The sequence below is a fragment of the Plasticicumulans acidivorans genome (assembly GCF_003182095.1).
Taxonomy (GTDB): Bacteria; Pseudomonadota; Gammaproteobacteria; order Competibacterales; family Competibacteraceae; genus Plasticicumulans; species Plasticicumulans acidivorans.
In genome coordinates, this window is record NZ_QGTJ01000007.1 from 76,915 (window position 1) to 92,188 (window position 15,274).

At 67.2% G+C, this 15,274-nt stretch carries 13 protein-coding genes; 9 read left to right on the forward strand and 4 right to left on the reverse strand.

Translation table 11 applies throughout. The features are described from left to right. Positions 1 to 113: 113 nt before the first annotated feature. The 9 genes from C7443_RS12720 (at position 114) to C7443_RS12760 (ending at position 9,677) form a co-directional block, all read left to right on the forward strand. The gene (locus tag C7443_RS12720) at positions 114 to 953 is read left to right on the forward strand and encodes a transporter substrate-binding domain-containing protein (protein WP_110018991.1); all 840 of its coding nucleotides are present in this window, start codon (positions 114 to 116) and stop codon (positions 951 to 953) included. Position 954: 1 nt separating this feature from the next. After that, entirely contained in the window at positions 955 to 4,095 is a 3,141-nt protein-coding gene (locus tag C7443_RS12725; RefSeq protein ID WP_110018992.1) for a bifunctional diguanylate cyclase/phosphodiesterase, read from the forward strand. A 47-nt stretch (positions 4,096 to 4,142) separates the two neighbouring features. Beyond that, positions 4,143 to 4,946, forward strand: a complete 804-nt coding sequence (locus C7443_RS12730; RefSeq protein ID WP_110018993.1) for a ferritin-like domain-containing protein — start codon at positions 4,143 to 4,145, stop codon at positions 4,944 to 4,946. A 54-nt stretch (positions 4,947 to 5,000) separates the two neighbouring features. Further along, positions 5,001 to 6,809 carry a M61 family metallopeptidase gene (locus tag C7443_RS12735; protein WP_110018994.1) on the forward strand — a complete coding sequence of 603 codons (1,809 nt, stop codon included), beginning with the start codon at positions 5,001 to 5,003 and terminating at the stop codon, positions 6,807 to 6,809. A 109-nt stretch (positions 6,810 to 6,918) separates the two neighbouring features. Then, on the forward strand, positions 6,919 to 7,689 hold the full coding sequence (gene minC, locus C7443_RS12740; protein WP_110018995.1) for a septum site-determining protein MinC: 771 nt from the start codon (positions 6,919 to 6,921) through the stop codon (positions 7,687 to 7,689). An 11-nt stretch (positions 7,690 to 7,700) separates the two neighbouring features. Next, entirely contained in the window at positions 7,701 to 8,510 is an 810-nt protein-coding gene (gene minD / locus C7443_RS12745; protein ID WP_110018996.1) for a septum site-determining protein MinD, read from the forward strand. Positions 8,511 to 8,512: 2 nt separating this feature from the next. Next, on the forward strand, positions 8,513 to 8,800 hold the full coding sequence (minE, locus tag C7443_RS12750; RefSeq protein WP_110018997.1) for a cell division topological specificity factor MinE: 288 nt from the start codon (positions 8,513 to 8,515) through the stop codon (positions 8,798 to 8,800). 5 nt (positions 8,801 to 8,805) lie between these two features. Beyond that, the gene (locus tag C7443_RS12755) at positions 8,806 to 9,216 is read left to right on the forward strand and encodes an RNA-binding S4 domain-containing protein (protein WP_110018998.1); all 411 of its coding nucleotides are present in this window, start codon (positions 8,806 to 8,808) and stop codon (positions 9,214 to 9,216) included. 14 nt (positions 9,217 to 9,230) lie between these two features. Then, a complete protein-coding gene (locus tag C7443_RS12760) occupies positions 9,231 to 9,677 on the forward strand; it encodes an NUDIX domain-containing protein (protein WP_110018999.1) in 447 nt (148 codons plus the stop codon). A 13-nt stretch (positions 9,678 to 9,690) separates the two neighbouring features. Here C7443_RS12760 and C7443_RS12765 read toward each other — a convergent pair whose 3' ends face one another. The 4 genes from C7443_RS12765 to lon form a co-directional block, all read right to left on the reverse strand. After that, positions 9,691 to 10,698, reverse strand: a complete 1,008-nt coding sequence (locus tag C7443_RS12765) for a hypothetical protein (protein ID WP_110019000.1) — start codon at positions 10,696 to 10,698, stop codon at positions 9,691 to 9,693. 143 nt (positions 10,699 to 10,841) lie between these two features. Continuing rightward, positions 10,842 to 11,846: a hypothetical protein gene (locus C7443_RS12770; RefSeq protein WP_110019001.1), complete on the reverse strand. Its 1,005-nt coding sequence runs from the start codon at positions 11,844 to 11,846 to the stop codon at positions 10,842 to 10,844. Positions 11,847 to 11,857: 11 nt separating this feature from the next. Beyond that, complete coding sequence (locus C7443_RS12775) at positions 11,858 to 12,604, reverse strand: pentapeptide repeat-containing protein (protein ID WP_170123606.1); 747 nt, start codon at positions 12,602 to 12,604, stop codon at positions 11,858 to 11,860. Between the two features lie 146 nt (positions 12,605 to 12,750). Next, positions 12,751 to 15,216, reverse strand: a complete 2,466-nt coding sequence (gene lon, locus C7443_RS12780; RefSeq protein WP_110019003.1) for an endopeptidase La — start codon at positions 15,214 to 15,216, stop codon at positions 12,751 to 12,753. Between the last annotated feature and the right edge of the window lie 58 nt (positions 15,217 to 15,274).

Sequence of the window (15,274 nt, forward strand, 5' to 3'; positions counted from 1 at the left end):
ACCGCCGAGCGCCAAGCTTGGCACGCAAAATCACGGAGCCGATGGATGAGTCAGCCGGATGCCGTGGAGAAGGCGGGGCGGTTTGGATGTGAAGGTAGCCGGGAGGTGCCGCGATGAGTCGTGCACTCGCCTGCTGCTTGGCGCTGGTTCTTGTCAGCGCGGGGGGCATTGTCTGGTGGGGGAGGATGCTGGCGCCGGTGGATGCGGCGACACGGCTGACGCGAGAGAGCAGTCTGCGCGTCGGCTACGCCATTGAAGCGCCCTATGCTTTCGTCGGTCCGCAGGGGCTCGACGGCGAATCGGTGGCAGTGGTCAATGCCATGGCCAGCCGGCTCGGCATTCGTCGAGTCGACTGGGTGGTCACTGATTTCCACGAGCTGATTCCGCAACTTCTGGCCGGCCGCTTCGATGTCATTGCCGCCGGCCTGTTCACCACCTCGGAGCGCGCTCAGCGCGTCGATTTCTCGCAGCCCACCGCCTATGTCGGAGCCGGACTGTTGCTGCGTGTCGACGAGTCGCGCCAATACGCCACGCTGGCGGAGGTCGCCGCGGATACACATTTCGTGCTCGCTGTCGTGCGTGATGCCGTCGAAGAAACCCGTGCGCGCATGGCGGGCGTTCCGCTTGAACGCCTGCTGCGCGTTCCTGATGCTGCCAGCGGTTTCGAGGCCGTGCGTTCGGGGCGCGCGGACGGTCTCGCTTTGTCGGCGCCGACCCTGCGTGCCGGTGTGCGTGCGCCGGGACATGATGATCTGCGCGTCATCATGCTGAGCGGCGAGCCCATGGCGCGCCGTGACCGGCCGGCACTGGCGTTTCGCAAACAGGACCAGCGCCTGCGTCAGATCTGCGAGCGGGCGCTCGCAACGTATCTGGGCAGCGACGAGCATCTGGTGCGAGTGATGCCGCTGGGCTTTACCGCCGACGAGCTGCGGCCGCAGGCGGGAGAGCGCTGAGATGGCCGCCGGCATGAAGCCAGTGGCGGCCCGTGAGGGCTGGCGCACGCGGCTGCCGCTGTTCAGCGTAACCGGCCTCGGCGTGTTGCTGCTCGGCTTGCTTGGCTGGCTGTATGCCTTCAGCGAAGCGAGTCTGGCCGGCATCGTGGCGCCGCTTGACGCTTCCGCTCAGGTACAGATCCAGGTGCTGAAAGCCCGCTTGCAGGCCGATCAGTTGCTGGCCGGGGGGCTGGTGGTGCATCCCGGCGAGCTCGATATGCGGCTGGAGCGGGCGCGGCTGGTGGCTGCCGACATTGCCCGCGGGCGCAGCAGCCTGAGCGGTGTGCCCGACGTCAGTACGCCGTCGGTGGAAGTCGTGCGTGCCGCGCAGCGTGTCGAGCAGGCGCTGATGCCCGTGCGTGCAGCGCTGAGCCGGCACCGCGATGGCTCCGGCGGCGATGCCTTGTCGATCCGTGTTGCCTTCGCCGAACTCAGTGCCGCGGGTGAGGCCCTGCAGATCGCCATCATCGACGCCGCTCACCGTGCACACGAAGAACGACGGCGTTTGCACGATGCGCTGGTGCTGACGGCCACGCTGCTGATCGGTGCCGTCCTGTGGTGGCTGGATCGGCAGATATGCGCCGATCAGCGTGCCGCTGTGGCGCTTGCTGACAGCGAGGCGCGGTTGCGGCTGTCGCTCGAAGCCGGGCGTCAGGGGCTGTTCGATCTTGATCTGATCAATGGTGTGATGGTCGTCAACGATGGCTATGCGCGAATGCTCGGCTATGACCACAGGGCGTTTCACGCCAGTTTTTCCGGCTGGCGCGGGCGGCTGCATCCGGACGACCGCGGCCGTGTGCTCAAAGCCCTCGACGACTATCTTGCCGGGCGCTGTGTCGACTATCGCGCCGAGTACCGCGCCAGCACTGCCGACGGACGCTGGCTGTGGCTGCTGAGTGTCGGTCGTGTCATCGAGCGCGATGCAGACGGGCGTCCCCGGCGTTTGGTGGGCACGCATACCGACATCACCGCACTGAAGCTCGCCGAACAGCGCGAACGCCATCTCAACCGCCTCTACGTCACCCTGTCGGCGACCAATCAGACCATCGTGCGTGCGCGCAGCCGCCAGGAGCTGCTGGTGCGTGTCTGCGAGGAGGCCTGCGCGCAGGGAGGTTTTGCCAGCGTCTGGATCGATCTGCGCGACGGCGGCGGCCTGGTCGCCTGCGGCGGTGCGGCGCCGTCGCGTCAGCAGCTGTACGCAGCGGCCGGCATCGTCGGTGCCGCCTGCCGTGCGCGGCAGCCGCAGCTCAGTGAAGACGGTGAGCTGGCGGTGTTCCCGATCCGTATCGATGATGAGCAGGGGGTGGACGGGGCGCTGGTCGTGCGCGCTCGTACCGACGCGGCCATCGGCCATGACGACGTGCGCCTGCTCGCCGAAATGGCCGGTGACATCGGTTACGCCCTCGACAATTTGCAGCGCCAGGCGCAGCTGCGCCTGGCGGCTCAGGTGTTCGACGCGATGGGAGAAGGCCTGTTCGTGGCCGATCCGCAACGCCGGGTGCAGATGGTCAATCCGGCGTTTGCGGCGATGACTGGCTACAGCGTTGCGGACTGGTCGGGGAGCCTGCTGCGGCGGCTGGCCCCCGACCCGGATGATGCCGGACACCTACGCGAACTGCTGGCGCAGATTGATCGCAGTGGACACTGGCAGGGTGAGATCTGCGCCCGGCGTCAGGACGGCGCGCCGTTGCCATTGTGGCTGGGGGTGACCGCCGTGCGCGATGCGGCCGGCCGGCTGAGTCAGTACGTTGGCGTCGTCTCCGATCTCACCGAGCGCAAGGCCGCACAGGCGCGCATCGATTTCCTCGCGCGTCATGATGGTCTGACCGGCCTGCCGAACCGCGAGCTGCTGCGTGAGCTGGCGGCGCTGGTGCTGGCCCAGGCGCGGCGCGAGGGCGGCATCGCGGCAGTACTCAGCCTCGATGTCGATCGCTTCAAGATCCTCAATGACCTGTTCGGGCCGACGGCGGGTGACTGTCTGCTCGCCTGCTATGCCGAGCGCCTGCTCGCTGCACTCGGTCCTGCCGATCGCGCCAGCCGCGTCGGCGGCGACGAGTTCGTGCTGCTGCTCGGTGGTCTTGGTGATGTCGACGCCGTCGTGCGCTTTACCGTGCAGTTGCTGGAGAGTCTGGCGCAGCCGGTGGTGTTCGGCAGTGAGCGCCTGCAAACCTCGACGAGCATCGGCATTGCCGTGTTCCCGGATGACGGCAGCGATTTCGATGCCCTGCAGGCGCGTGCCGACACGGCACTGGCCGCGGCAAAAAGCGCGGGGCGCGGCGGCTACCGTTTTGCCGGCGGTCCGCTCGACCGCATGTCTCGCGAGCGCCTGGCGATGGAGCAGGGCATGCGTGAGGCACTGCGTCAGGGGGAATTCTGGCTGGCCTATCAGCCGCAGCTCGATCTGCACGACGGTCACGTACTGGGCGCTGAAGCCCTGCTGCGCTGGCGTTCTCCAAGCATGGGTGAGCTGTCGCCGGGGCGCTTCATCCCGGTGGCCGAGGAAAGCGGCCTGATCGTGCCGATTGGCGTCTACGTGCTCGAACAGGCGTGCCGTGACGCCTGTGCCTGGCCCGAGACGATGGCTGTCGCTGTCAACCTGTCGGCGCTGCAGTTCGCCAGCGGGGACATCGTCGCCACCGTCGAGGCGGCACTGGCGGCGAGCGGGCTGCCGGCACAGCGGCTCGAGCTCGAACTCACCGAATCCCTGCTGCTCAGTGACGCGGCAACGGTGGCCGCCGCGGTCGAGCGCCTGCGGGCGCTCGGCGTACGCTTTTCGATCGATGACTTCGGCACCGGCTACTCCAGCCTGACGGCCTTGCGCCGGCTGGCGGTGTCGCGGCTGAAGATCGACCGCTCCTTCGTCATGGGCATTCTCGATGAGCGTGAAGATCGCGCCATCGTCGAGGCGGTGATCCAGCTCGGCCGCGGGTTGGGGCTGCGCATCATCGCCGAGGGCGCCGAGCAGCCCGAGCAGCTCGAACTGCTGCGCGAGCTCGGTTGCGATGAGGTGCAGGGCTATGTGTTCGCGCGGCCGATGCCGGCGGCGGCGCTGCTCGAATGGCTGCCGCAGGTCGTCAACGCGTCGCCGTCCGGGAGCCGGTAGCGATCGCCGTATACTCGTCAGGTCCGTTGCCGAGTTTGTTGAACGCCATGAGCAGTGAATCCGTCCACGCCCGCGCCTGGCAGGCGCTCAGCGCCTGTGCCGTTGATGACAAGCTGGCGCTGAGTGCGCGTCTGCACCGTGACTGGCTCGACGGCCGCCTGAGCCTGAATGCGGACGCAGTACCGCATGCGATCGGCGAGCCGGGGCGCCCGCTGCAGCCTGAGCTGGTGCACCCGCATCAGGTGCCGCGCCGCTCGCTGGGTTCACCGGCCGGGCGTGTCGCGCTGCTGCACGCGGTCGCCCATATCGAATTCAACGCCATCAACCTCGCGCTCGATGCCGTCTACCGCTTCCGCGGCCTGCCGCCGGCGTTTTATGGCGACTGGCTGCAGGTGGCCGCCGAGGAGGCCGAGCATTTCGCATTGCTGCAGGCGCGGTTGCACGAGGTCGGCAGCGACTACGGTGCGCTGCCGGCGCATGACGGTTTGTGGGATGCCGCGCGGCGCACCGCACACGATCCGCTGGTGCGCATGGCGCTGGTGCCGCGGGTGCTGGAGGCGCGCGGTCTCGATGTCACGCCGGGCATCATTGCCCGCCTGCGCCAGCTCGGAGACCAGGCCACCGTCGCCTGTCTCGAAGTGATCCTGCGCGAGGAGGTCGGCCATGTCGCCATCGGCTCGCGCTGGTTCGCCTATCTGTGCGCAGAGCGCGGCCTTGAGCCGGAGGCGACCTTTCTGCAGCTGCTCGCTGAATACGACACGGCGGTGCACCCGCCCTTCAACACCGAGGCGCGTTTGCAGGGTGGCTTCAGCCGTGAGGAACTGGCAAGGCTGGTTGCGCTGCACGACTGAGGCCGGCGGTGGTAGCGTGCGGCATCGACTTCTGCCGTTTCACCGGGAATCACCATGCCGCAGCCGCTCCGCTACACCCTCTACGCCGATGCGCCGCACACGCACCGCTTCCGCGTCGATGTCCATGTTGCCGCTCCGGACCCGGCCGGCCAGGAGCTGATGCTGCCGGCCTGGATTCCCGGCAGCTACATGATCCGCGACTTCGCCAAGAACGTCGTTGCGCTAAGCGCCCGCGTGGCGGACGGCCAGGTGCTGAGCGTCGACAAGCTCGACAAGGATCACTGGCGCTGCGCGCCGTGCGCGGGGGCACTGACCGTGTCGCTGGAGATCCACGCGCTCGATCTGTCGGTACGCACCGCGTATCTCGATACCCGGCGCGCTTACTTCAACGGCACGGCCTTGTTCCCGCGCCTGCCGCAGCAGGCCGATCAGTCCTGCGAGCTGGAAATCCGTCTGCCGCAGGGGGCCGAGTACGCGCGCTGGCGCGTGGCCACGGCGTTGCCGGCCCTCGATGTCGACGGCGCCGGGGCGGGGCTCTATCGCGCGGCCGACTACGACGAGCTGGTCGACAGCCCGGTGGAAATCGGCGAACAGTTACGCGCGCAGTTCATTGCCTGCGACGTGCCGCACGAGATCGTCATCACCGGCCAGGTGCGCGTCGATCTCGACCGGCTGAGTCGCGACCTCAAAGCGATCTGCGAGCAGCACATCCGCTTCTTCGGTGAGCCGGCACCGATGTCGCGCTATGTGTTCCTGGTGCTGGCCGTCGGCGACGGTTATGGCGGGCTGGAGCACCGCGCTTCGACCAGCCTGATCTGCCGGCGCGACGATCTGCCGCAGCCGGGCGACAGCGGTGTCAGCGAGGGCTACCGTACTTTCCTCGGGTTGTGCAGCCACGAGTATTTCCACACCTGGAACGTCAAGCGCATCCGCCCGGCGGCGTTCACGCCGTATGACTACGGCCGTGAGAACTACACGCGGCTGCTGTGGGCCTTCGAGGGCATCACCTCGTATTACGACGACCTCGGACTGCTGCGCGCCGGGTTGATCGACATCCCCGCCTGGCTGCAGCTGCTCGGCGAAACCGCCACCCGCGTTTGCCGCGGGCCGGGACGGCTGCGGCAGACGCTCGCCGATTCGAGCTTCGACGCCTGGAACAAATTTTACAAACCCGATGCCGACACGCCGAACGCCGTCGTCAGCTACTACGCCAAGGGCGCACTGGTGGCGCTGGCGCTCGATCTGACGATCCGCCGTGCCACCGGCGGTGAGCGCTCACTCGATGACGTCATGCGCGCGCTGTGGCAGCGCTATGGCTGCCATGGCATCGGCGTGCCGGAAGACGGCGTCGAGGCAATCGCCAGTGAGATCGCCGGCTGTGATCTGCAGGCATTCTTCGATCTGACCATCCGCAGCACCGCCGAGCTGCCGCTGGCCGAGCTGCTCGCCGAATTCGGCATCGACTTCACCTTACGGCCGGCCGAAGGCGCCAGCGACAAAGGCGGTACGCCGGCGCGGCGCACGACGGCGCGCGCCGACCTGGGCCTGCGCACCGGTACCAGTGGCGAGGAGCTGCGCGTGGTGCACGTCATCGATGGCGGGGCTGCGCAGATGGCGGGGCTGGCGGCAGGTGATGTGCTGCTCGCGCTCGATGGTCTGCGCATTACGCCGCGCGGCTTCGAAGCGCTGCTCGATCGCTGTCCGCCGGGCGAGCCGCGCACGCTGCATTTTTTTCGGCGCGACGAGCTTTCCAGTGTGACATTGCTGCCCCTGCCGGCCCCGGCCGATAGCGTGTACTGCAGCGTCAGCGCTCAGCCGTCGGAGCCGGTGCTCGAACGGCGCTGCGAATGGCTTGGCGGCTGATGCCGGGCAGCGGCTGGACCTTGAACGCTGGGGGGGGAGTGTTTAGAGTGCCAGCCACTCTTACGGCCCCCCGCCGGATCGATTCAGCGGCCGACAAAAGCGCCAAAACATGACCAGCGACCGCACCTTGGAGGCGCCTTTCGAGTTGAAGGGCAGCCTGTTTACCCTCACCGTATTGCGCCTGCACGAAAGCGATCTGGCAGCCATTGGCGCTGCCCTGGATGCCAAAGTGGCACAGGCGCCCGGGCTCTTCGTCCATCACCCCGTCGTCATCGATCTCGATGATCTGCCCGTGGCCGCACCACCGCCGGATTTCGCGCAGCTGGCCGCAATGCTGCGCCAGCACGGCATGGTTCCGGTCGGCGTGCGCCACGGCAGCGAGGCGGCGAGCAGTGCGGCGGTGGCTGCCGGGCTGGCTCTTCTGCCGGAGAGCCGGCCGGCGATGCGGCGCAGCGACGTTCGTGACGAGGAATCCGGCGTTGCCGCTGCCGAAGTGCTGCCGGCCACTGTCCAGCCGACGGCGGTGGCCCACAATCGGATCATTGCCACCCAGGTGCGCTCAGGTCAGCAGATCTACGCCGCCGACGGTGACCTGACTGTGCTCGGCGCCGTCAGTGCCGGTGCCGAAGTGCTTGCCGACGGCAGCATCCACGTCTATGGCAGCCTGAAGGGCAAAGCGCTGGCCGGCGTCAAGGGCAATACGGCTGCGCGAATTTTCTGCCACGGCCTTGAAGCTGAACTGGTCTCGGTTGCAGGGCGCTATCGCACGATCGAGAAGGGAGACAGCGAATGGGAGCAGGCGGTGCAGATTTATCTGGCAGGCGAGAACCTGATCATTGAACCGCTGGTGCTCGAAACCAGCGGCCATCGTAAGCTTTAGGAGACTTCACCTTGGCTAAGATCATCGTCGTGACGTCCGGCAAGGGCGGCGTCGGCAAGACCACGACCAGCGCCAGTTTTGCCACCGGCCTCGCACTGCGCGGATTCAAGACCGTCGTCATCGATTTCGACGTCGGTCTGCGTAACCTCGATCTGATCATGGGCTGTGAGCGGCGCGTGGTGTATGACTTCGTCAACGTCATCAACGGCGAAGCGGCACTCAATCAGGCGCTGATCAAGGACAAGCGCGTCGAGACGCTTTATGTGCTGCCGGCCTCGCAGACGCGCGATAAGGATGCCCTTGAGCAGTCAGGCGTCGAGCGCGTGCTCGACGAACTGCGCCAGAGCTTCGACTACATCATCTGCGACTCTCCGGCTGGCATCGAGCGTGGTGCGATGATGGCGATGTACTTCGCCGATGAAGCGCTGGTCACGACCAACCCCGAAGTGTCGTCGGTGCGCGATTCCGATCGCATCCTCGGCATTCTTGCCAGCAAGTCGCGGCGGGCGGTGCAGGCCGAGGAGCCGGTCAAGGAACACCTCGTGCTGACCCGCTATGCTCCGGAGAGGGTGGAGCGCGGCGACATGCTGTCGGTCGACGATGTGATGGAAATTCTGGCAATCCCGCTACTCGGCGTGATTCCGGAATCGTCGGCGGTGCTGCAGTCGTCGAACTCCGGTGTGCCGGTGATCCTTGAGGAGACCACCGATGCCGGTTCTGCCTATGCGGATCTGGTTGCGCGGTTCCTCGGCGAGGAGCGGCCGCACCGGTTCCTGACGACCGAAAAGAAAGGCTTCTTCAAGCGACTGTTCGGTAACTGAACATGGGCTTCTTCGACTACTTCCGCGCGAACCGCAAGAAGCAGAACAGTGCTGCGGTGGCCAAGGAACGGCTGCAGATCATCGTTGCCCATGAGCGCGGCTCAGGGCGAAGGCGCAGTCCGGACTATCTCCCGGCTCTCAAGCGTGAATTGCTTGAAGTCGTGCGCAAGTACGTACAGGTCGAGCAGGACCAGATCAAGGTGCATCTGGACCGCGATGGTGACTGCGAAGTGCTGGAGCTCAATATTCTGCTGCCTGACGACGAGGTGCCGGCGCGGCCGGCGACCTGACACGGATGGCCCAGCCGGCACAGAGCGCCACCGCACTTGAGCGCGTGCGCCTCGACAAGTGGCTGTGGGCGGCGCGCTTTTTCAAGACCCGCGCCCTTGCCACCGAGGCGGTCAACGGCGGGCGCGTTCATGTCAACGGCGATCGCCCGAAGCCGGCGCGCGCGCTGCATGTCGGCGATGCCGTCGAGGTCAGCCGCGGCCATGAACGCCTTGAGGTGATCGTCTGCCAGCTGGCCGAGTTGCGCGGCCCGGCCGCCGTGGCGCAGACCCTTTACCAGGAAACCGATGAAAGCCGCGAGCGGCGCGAGCGTGAAGCCGAGCTGCGGCGGCTGCACGCGCTGGCCAATCCGCACCCCGAGCACCGCCCCGGCAAGCAGGCCCGCCGACGCATCGTGCGCTTCACGCGCAGCGAATAGTGGATGGAACCGCGATGAGTGCACCGCAGACGCCGCGTCTGACCGTCGACATCATCATCGAGCTGGCCGATCGGCCCGGACGGCCGATCGTGCTGATCGAGCGCCGTTACCCGCCACCGGGCTGGGCGCTGCCGGGTGGCTTCGTCGATATCGGTGAGCGTCTGGAAGACGCCGCCGTGCGTGAGGCCCGCGAAGAAACCTCGCTCGACGTGCGTCTGCTGGCGCTGCTCGGCTGCTACTCCGATCCGGCGCGCGATGCGCGCCTGCATACCGCCAGTGCGGTCTATGTCGCCGAGGCATGCGGCGAGCCGTGCGCGCAGGACGACGCTCGGCATCTCGCCGTTTTCGATCCTGATGCCGAACTGCCGGTGCTCGCCTTCGACCACGGGCTGATCCTCGCCGACTATCGGCGTTACCGTCAGCACGGTATGCCGGCGCCTCTGCGCTTTGCTGCCCGCTGAGGCTGGCTGATCCCTACCAGTCGGGGAGCGTCGGCAGGCCGGGGGTCTCGAATTCCAGGCCCGGGATGCGTACCAGCACGGCGGCCCGTGTCTGCGTACCCGCGAAGCAGGCTTCATCGAAGCAGACGGTGTCCGCACTCGATGCCGCATCGTCGATGCGGACGCCGCGGTGGTCGATGCGCAGGCAGCGGCGCTGCATGCTGACCAGTTGCTGCGGCGTTTCGAGGACCTCGATCACCCGCGCCAGCGAATCATTGAGACTGGCGACATCGGCAACGGCCTGCTGTAGCTCCGCCTTGATGTGCGCCAATGCTTGCTCCGCCTGGATGCGGTGGCTGACGCGCTCGGGTCCGTCGAGGCCGACGACCCGCCGGCCGTTGACATGATCGAGCATGCGCAGCTTGCCCAATTGCTCGCGGTAGCGCGTCTGCAGGGCTTCGCGTCGCCCGCGCAGCCCGGTGAGGTGTTCCCGGGCGCGGTGGACGCAGTAGTCGAACACGGTCCACATCACCGCTTCACGGCAGGCCGCTTCGTCGGCGTGCGGCGCGAGGAACACCGGGCGTTCGAAGACGACGGCGGTCTGGCGGACATCGCGGCGCATGATGTCGCCTTCGAGCTGCAGCCCGAACTGGGCGCGCTCGGTGCAGCTCAGGCTGAGCAGGGCATAGAACTCGGGGGCGCAGTGTCCCTGGGGTGTCGCCAGCAGCTCGCGCAGCGCCGGATCGCGGGTGATGGTGGTGGCGACGCCATCGGCTGAGCCGAAGCAGGCGCGGATCAGCGGATCACGGGTGAAGGACGTGCGGCTGAGCAGGCGTGGTGGCGTCAGGGCGGCCGCGCAGGCGCGGGCATGCGTGAGCAACCGGCCGGCACAGGGAGCCAAGCGGCGGCGGTGCTGGGCCAGCAGGGCGAGTCGCGGATCGGTGCCGGCGACGATACGGTCGATGGCCTGATTCAGTCCGCGCGACGGCGGTTCGCTGGAACGGCCATCGTGATCGAGCAGGGTGCGCAGAAAACCGAACATGGAAGGCGCTCCGGAGGGGGCAGGCGGCTTGCCGTCGATGTCGGTATTTTGTCACAGCTTACTGCTGCGCTGCAGCATGGATGGTTTTTAAGATCGTTGCGGCTGGTGTTTCAGCGTGCCAGTGTCCGCTTTGCTTGGCGCGCTTACAGCCGGGGCCTGGGCGCTGGCGGGATTTCGGCGACCGGGATGCTGACGCGGATCGCTGCGCGGCGCACCTCGCCATGAAAGACTGCCTCGGCGAATTCGATGGCATCGCCGCCGGATTGCAGTCCGCTCAACACGACGCCGGTGCGGTCGATGCGGCGGTCGATGATGTCGATGTGAATCAGCCTGGGAGCCTCGTCGAGCACCTCGATGACGCGCTCCAGATGATCGTCGAGCGAACCGATATCGGCGACTGCATCGTGCAGCTGGTGCTCGATCAGCGCCAGCTCCTGAGCGGTTTCTTCACGCGAACTGCCCTGGCCACCGGCGGCTTCGCCGAGCAGGCCGCCGATACCGCGGTGGTAGTGCTCCAGCGAGCGCAGCTTGCCGAGGTAGAGGTGGTAGCGCGCCTCCAGCGTTTCGCGCCGTTCGCGCAGTTCGCTCAGGCGGTGCAGTGCACGGTGAGCGTAGTAGTCGAACACGCTCCACATCAGTGCCATATGGCTGGCCTGCTCGTCGGCGCCGAAGGCCAGCAGACGGGTGTCGCTGAACTGCAGCACCGTCTGTTCGACGTCGCGACGCAGCAGCCCGTCCTGCAGCGCAATGCCCAGGCGCGGCTTTTCGACGCGCGTCGCGGTCAGCAGGCCATAAATGCGATTGCTGCCGCGGCCGGCGGGCGTGGCAAGAAAACCGTGCAGGTCGGGGTTGGCGGCCAGGCGTTCCTGCAACTGATCGCTCGATGCGTACAGCGCATGCACCAGCGGGTCGAGTGCATAGGCGCTGCGGGTCAGCTCGTGGCTTTGAAACAGGCTTTCGGTGCACTGGTGGGCAGCCTGCAGCGCGCGGGAGACGGCCGGCGCCAGGCGATCCCAGTAGCGCGGCACCAGTTTCAGCCGCGGGTCGGTGGAGCCGATCAGGTGTTCGATCGCGGTGTCGAGTTCGTCACCCGGCTGGCAGCAGGCCGGAGATCCGGTCGAGAACAGTTCGCGCAGGAAGTCGAACATCGCACCAGCTCCTACTCGCAGGTGCCGATCGCACCGGGGCGGCAGCGGCGGCGATCGGTCCAGATGGTGCTGTCGAGCCGTGCACCATCGAGCCGCGTGCCGTCGAGGATGGCGCCGACCAGCGAGGCGTTGCTGAGGTCAGCGCCGCTGAGGTCGGCATTGCTCAGGTCCGCGCCGTCGAGCCGCGCACCGCGCAGCCGGGCACCGGCAAGCAGCGCGTTTTCCAGACTGGCACGCAGCAGATTGGCGTTGTTCAGGCTAGCGTTGCGCAGCACGGCGGCATCGAGCGTCGCCTGCTCCAGACGGACACCGTCGAGGGTCGCGCCGGTGAAGTCCGCCTTGGTGAAATCAGCCTGGTAGGCGTTCGCAGCGCTGAGGTTGGCCTCGGGGAAGCTCGCCTGCGCGGCCTGCGCCCGTTCCAGGCGCGCGGCGTCGAGTTTGGCGCCGTCGAAGTGGCCGCCTTCGAGCCGGGCGCCGACCAGGCGCGCCTTGCTCAGCCGGGCTTGCGACAGGTCGGCGCCGGCGAGCGAGCCGCGGCCGAAGTCCGCGCCGTCGAGCAGGGCGCCGACCAGGCTGGCGCTGCTGAGATCGGCCCGTTCCAGCACCGCCTCGCGCAGGTCGGCGCCGTTGAGCATCGCGCCGGGTTTGGCGCAGGCGTACCAGTTGACCCGTCGCGCCGGAGCGTCCTCACAGGCGGCATGGGCGGGTACAGCGCAGAACAGGGCGCACAGCGAGAGCAATAGGTGGCGGGTCAGCATGCGGTGCCTTATCTCTCTACCGGATGTCAGTCGGCCCGACAGCCTAGCGCGAACGGGCCCAGGCTTCGAGCGACCGTCACCGCTCAGTGGCGTCTGCGGACAACACGCAAGGCGCTGTGCACAGACGATGGCTTCGGATCGCTGACTCACGCCACCCGCCGTATGCCGCGCGGCTTGTCGAACAGCCATTGCTCGACGTCGGTGAACTGCGCGGCGTAGTGCACGGTGATGCCGTCGCGGATGTGCTCGGGCAGCTCATCGAAGTCACCGCGGTTGGCCTCCGGCAGGATCAGCTCCTTGATGCCGACACGGCGGGCAGCGATGACTTTTTCACGCACACCGCCGATCGGCAGCACTTGTCCGGTCAGTGTCAGCTCGCCGGTCATCGCCACTGGACGCGGCAGCTCGTTGCGGGCGAGCGAGAGCAGGGCGCTGGCCATGGTGATGCCGGCGCTCGGGCCATCCTTTGGCGTGGCGCCCTCGGGCACGTGCAGGTGGATGGTGGCGTCGTCGAAATACGTCTGCGGCACGCCGAAGTCGGTGCCGTGCGCCTGCAGGTAGCTGTAGGCGATCGAGGCCGATTCCTGCATCACCTCGCCGAGACGGCCGGTCAACTTGAAGCCGCGGCCTTTGCCGTGGATGCGGCTGGCCTCGATGTTGAGCGTGGCGCCGCCCAGCGCGGTCCACGCCAGGCCGGTGACGACACCGACGCCGGTGCTCGGCCGGTCATTCTGGAAGGAGGGCTTGCCGAGCCATTCCTCGACGGTCTTGGCGCCGACCTTGAGTGCTTTGTCGCTGCCGCGCACCAGGCGCACGGCGGCCTTGCGCACGATGCGCCCGAGCTGCTTTTCGAGGTTGCGCACGCCGGCTTCGCGGGCGTAGCCCTCGATGATCGCGCTCATCGCCGCGTCGGTGAGCTTGAGCTGCCTGGACTTGATGCCGGAGCGCTGCAGCAGCCGCGGCCACAGGTGGTGCTTGGCGATCGCCAGTTTTTCCGAGGTGATGTAGCCGGACAGGCGGATCGTCTCCATGCGGTCGAGCAGCGGCCCGGGGATGGTGTCGAGCTGGTTGGCGGTGCAGATGAACAGCACCTTGCTCAGGTCGAAGCGCACATCGAGGTAATGGTCGAGGAAATCGATGTTCTGTTCCGGGTCGAGCACTTCGAGCAGTGCCGAGGCCGGGTCGCCCTGGTAGCTGGCGCCGATCTTGTCGATCTCGTCGAGCATGATCACCGGGTTCGACACGCCGGTCTCGCGGATCGCCTGGATCACCTTGCCGGGCATGGCGCCGATGTAGGTGCGGCGGTGGCCCTTGATCTCGGCCTCGTCGCGCATGCCGCCGAGCGACAGGCGATAGAACTCGCGGCCGAGCGCGGCGGCGATCGAGCGGCCGATCGAGGTCTTGCCGACGCCGGGCGGGCCGACCAGCAGCAGGATCGAGCCGGCGACCTCGCCCTTGAGCGCGCCGACGGCGAGGAACTCGATGATGCGGTCCTTGACGTCGGCGAGGCCGTCATGGTCGCGGTCGAGGATCTTGCGCGCGTGATCGAGATCAAGCTGATCGGTCGAATGCACACCCCACGGCAGGTCGGTGAGCACGTCGAGGTAGTTGCGGGTGACGGCATATTCCGGCGAGCCGGATTCGAGCACAGCGAGCTTGTCGAACTCGTCCTCGATGCGCGCCAGCGCCTTTTCCGGCACGACCTTGCCTTCCAGCCGCTCGCGGAAGCGCTCGCTGTCGGCGGTGCGGTCATCCTTGGAGATGCCCAGCTCCTGCTGGATGGTCTTGAGCTGCTCGCGCAGGAAGAACTTGCGCTGCTGCTCGGTCATCTTCTCCTCGACCTGCTGGCGGATCTGCGACTGCAGCTTGGCGACCTCCAGCTCCTTCTTGAGCAGTACCACCACCTTCTTCATCCGCTCCAGCACCGGCGCGGTGGCGAGGATGTCCTGCAGCTCGGCCTTGGAGGCGGTGGTCATCGCCGCAGCGAAATCGGCCAGCGGCGAGGGATCGTTGGCGTTGAAGCGGTTGAGGAAGAACTTCAGCTCCTCGGCGTAGAGCGGGTTGTGCGGCAGCAGCTCCTTGATCGTGTTGATCACGGCTACCGAGTAGGCGCGCAGCTCGTCGGTATTCGGCAGGTCTTCTTCGTCGAGGTATTCGACGATGGCCTCGAACGGCGCCTCGCTGCTGACCCACTCGCGGATGCGGAAGCGGCGCAGGCCCTGAGCGATGAACTGGATGCGGCCGTCCTGGCGCATCGGCTTGTGGATGCGCACGACGGTACCGATTTCGTAGAAATCCTGCGGCGAGGCCCGGTCCGGCTCATCGGTGCGCGCCAGCACCAGGCCGACGACGCGCTGCGGGCGTTCCAGCGCCGCCTCGAAGCTTGGCAGCCAGGGGTCGTCATTCAGCAGCAGCGGCAGCGCCTGCGCCGGGAAGAACGGCCGCTCCCACAGCGGCAGCAGCAGCAGGCGTGAGGGCAGCACGTCGGCGGCGATGGCGATATCGCTGCCGCTCTCGGTCGCCGCGCCCGTCTCGGTATTGGCCGGCGGCGCAGTCTCGGGTTCAGCTTCCAGCACCTCGGCATCGAGGGCTTCGTTGTCGTGTTCGCTCATGTCGTTTCCATCGGCGGTCGCATCTGTTGCTACTGAGTTTGGGTCACGCGCGAGGAGT

Excerpts from the sequence above, each read along its gene's own strand:
- C7443_RS12755 (WP_110018998.1), top strand. The coding sequence starts at position 8,806 with ATGGCCCAGCCGGCACAGAGCGCCACCGCACTTGAGCGCGTGCGCCTC.
- C7443_RS12720 (WP_110018991.1), top strand. The coding sequence starts at position 114 with ATGAGTCGTGCACTCGCCTGCTGCTTGGCGCTGGTTCTTGTCAGCGCG.
- minE (WP_110018997.1), top strand. The coding sequence starts at position 8,513 with ATGGGCTTCTTCGACTACTTCCGCGCGAACCGCAAGAAGCAGAACAGT.
- C7443_RS12725 (WP_110018992.1), top strand. The coding sequence starts at position 955 with ATGGCCGCCGGCATGAAGCCAGTGGCGGCCCGTGAGGGCTGGCGCACG.
- C7443_RS12735 (WP_110018994.1), top strand. The coding sequence starts at position 5,001 with ATGCCGCAGCCGCTCCGCTACACCCTCTACGCCGATGCGCCGCACACG.
- C7443_RS12760 (WP_110018999.1), top strand. The coding sequence starts at position 9,231 with ATGAGTGCACCGCAGACGCCGCGTCTGACCGTCGACATCATCATCGAG.
- C7443_RS12770 (WP_110019001.1), bottom strand. The coding sequence starts at position 11,846 with ATGTTCGACTTCCTGCGCGAACTGTTCTCGACCGGATCTCCGGCCTGC.
- C7443_RS12775 (WP_170123606.1), bottom strand. The coding sequence starts at position 12,604 with ATGCTGACCCGCCACCTATTGCTCTCGCTGTGCGCCCTGTTCTGCGCT.
- C7443_RS12730 (WP_110018993.1), top strand. The coding sequence starts at position 4,143 with ATGAGCAGTGAATCCGTCCACGCCCGCGCCTGGCAGGCGCTCAGCGCC.
- minC (WP_110018995.1), top strand. The coding sequence starts at position 6,919 with ATGACCAGCGACCGCACCTTGGAGGCGCCTTTCGAGTTGAAGGGCAGC.
- lon (WP_110019003.1), bottom strand. The coding sequence starts at position 15,216 with ATGAGCGAACACGACAACGAAGCCCTCGATGCCGAGGTGCTGGAAGCT.
- C7443_RS12765 (WP_110019000.1), bottom strand. The coding sequence starts at position 10,698 with ATGTTCGGTTTTCTGCGCACCCTGCTCGATCACGATGGCCGTTCCAGC.